This is a genomic window from Streptomyces spinoverrucosus (assembly GCF_006539505.1).
Classification (GTDB): Bacteria; Actinomycetota; Actinomycetes; order Streptomycetales; family Streptomycetaceae; genus Streptomyces; species Streptomyces spinoverrucosus.
This window is the reverse complement of record NZ_BJND01000164.1, coordinates 1-2,104: the sequence shown is the minus strand read 5'-3', so window position 1 is coordinate 2,104 and position 2,104 is coordinate 1. Positions and strand designations below refer to the sequence as shown.

The 2,104-nt window shown below is 68.5% G+C and carries 3 protein-coding genes; 1 reads left to right on the top strand and 2 read right to left on the bottom strand.

Going from position 1 to position 2,104, the window contains the following annotated elements; translation table 11 throughout:
• Nucleotides 1–109: 109 nt before the first annotated feature.
• The gene (locus tag SSP24_RS42265; protein ID WP_141316560.1) at nucleotides 110–541 is read left to right on the top strand and encodes a cupin domain-containing protein; all 432 of its coding nucleotides are present in this window, start codon (nucleotides 110–112) and stop codon (nucleotides 539–541) included.
• Nucleotides 542–785: 244 nt separating this feature from the next.
• Here the strand turns inward: SSP24_RS42265 and SSP24_RS42260 are convergent, their stop codons facing one another.
• Both SSP24_RS42260 and SSP24_RS42255 read right to left on the bottom strand, forming a co-directional pair.
• Complete coding sequence (locus tag SSP24_RS42260; RefSeq protein WP_141316558.1) at nucleotides 786–1,385, bottom strand: hypothetical protein; 600 nt, start codon at nucleotides 1,383–1,385, stop codon at nucleotides 786–788.
• A gap of 154 nt (nucleotides 1,386–1,539) precedes the next feature.
• Nucleotides 1,540–1,758, bottom strand: coding sequence for a hypothetical protein (locus SSP24_RS42255; protein ID WP_167529880.1), 219 nt, complete (start codon nucleotides 1,756–1,758; stop codon nucleotides 1,540–1,542).
• Between the last annotated feature and the right edge of the window lie 346 nt (nucleotides 1,759–2,104).

The following is a 2,104-nucleotide window of genomic DNA, read 5'->3' as shown; positions in this document are numbered from 1 at the left end:
GGCTTGCGGAGCATGCCGGCAGGACGGAGCCTGGACCTGGTGCCCTCAGCAGGCGGCAGCCAGCGCAACGGCCGTCGGCGCCGGGCAGGCCCAGGGAGGTGTATGCGTGATGTCGGAAGAGAGCTCTCAGCCATTCGACCTGAGCTCGGTTCAGGACGCACTGACGACGCTTCTGGACGTGCAGCCACCCTTCATTCCCGAGGGTGCTTCAGCGATGATGCTCCGCGTCGAGTGGCCTCCCGGTCACAGCGGGCTTCCGCCGCATCGCCACTCAGGGCCGGCTTTCGGGTACGTGCTCGACGGCGCCGTCCGGTTCGAAGTCGAGGGTGAGCCTGAACGCGTGGTCAGGGCCGGTGAGACGTTCTGGGAGCCGGGCGGCGACGTGATCCACTACCAGGACGGCAACGCCCTGTCGGACGCGCCGACGAAGTTCGTCGTGACCATGCTGTGTGAGCCCGGCAAACCGATGCTCACGCTGGTCGAGGAGGAGGAGCTCAAGCAGCGGGCGCACCTGCGCGCTCCGCGTCCCGTAGCCGCCTGAGTTCAGAAGCAGTAACACTGTTTCTCGACAACATGTGCTCGCATCGGTGGGCACGTGCCGAGGGTGGAAAAAGCTTTGGTATGCTGATCACAGCGTTTCGGGCGCCGAGCGACACGATCCCCTGCGAAGTGTCCGGAACGCGGTGCTGCCTGTTCACCGAGAGCCGGACAGGCGGCCCGTTCCGGGCGCCACCGTCCCCCCGTCGGTGGCGCCCGTGCGCGCCTTGCATCCCGGCTCAGTGAGCCTATGAGCGCTTGGCGCGGTACAGGCCCCGGCCGGTTCGGCGGATACGAGAAGTGCCGACGAGACGATCAAGTGTGCTGCGGACCGCGTTGATGCTCCCACTGTCGGTGTCCCGTCCGAGAGCCGCGGCTACGTCGCGGGCACGCACATCGGCATTGCCCACCGTGGCGAAGTACTCGAGGATCTGCTCGGTGAGCTTGCCGTACTTCCGCTGACCGTCGGCGTCGGTGGCCGCCCCGGAGTCGGCCGGCCCCTCGGCGGCCTGCCGGCTCCCGGGCTTCCGGCTCCGTGCCTCGGCCTTCGACGCCGCGACCGCGGGTGCGGATGAGGCGATGTCCGACTGCGGCTCCGAGGGCGCCGACGCCTGGAGGTGCGGGCCCGGGACCGCGGCGGTGGGAGCGTCCGCCGGTGCCGCACCGGCCGTGTCGAGCATCAGGACCTCGAGCGCACTGAGGGCCCGCTGGACGGATCCGAGATGTGCCACGACCGCGGCCAGTTCCCTCTCCAGCGCCTGCTTCTGGACCTTCAGCCGGGCCAGGTCCTCCTGGAGACTTTCCGCGGTGATCTCGATGTTATGTGCGGCGCGCGTGCCAGAGACCATGTGTTCCTCTCATCCTCAACCCTTCTTGTTGCGTCCTTCCGACTCGTCTGCACAGCCGTCGGTGGGACGCCGGGATGGGGTACCCCCAAGTCATCATAGGCAGGTGTGTACTCCGGAAAACAGATGAAGCAAGCGCAGGTGGAACACGGTGCCGTCACTCGGGCCGTGCGTCGTGCCGGTGGGAGACAGCCTCGTCCCGTCCGAATGCACTGCCATGCTCCGCGTGGTCCGCACCGTCGGCGGAGCAGGCGGAGCGGCGCAGTCGGCACAGTGCGTCGGAGACCGCGTTGATGCGCGCGTCGACCGTGTCGAGTGCCTCCTGAAGGATGAGCAGACGAGTCTCGAGCAGGGCGGCCTCGGCTGCCAGCGACACGCTGGCAGCGGCAGGATCGGCATGCTCCTCAGGGTCTATGGGTAGTACGCGTCTCTCCACGGCCGCTCGCTTCCCTTCTCGCTGCGGAGGCCTGTACGGGCGCAGTGCAAGCCACACCCCCGTAGACCGGACAGCCGGGGAGTTGTGACAGCCGCTGGACGTCGCGGCGGCAAGGAGGCATGGACAGACGATGCCGGGCGGTGCCCGGACGGGTCGTCACAGAATCTCCGCCCGTCCGGTCTAGCTGGCAAGCCGCTTGAGAACGACGACACCGGGCCCGCGATCCCGCATGGCCGGCGCCGGCCCGTCCCAACGTACGGGCCACGGCTGGAAGGCCGCTGTGTGG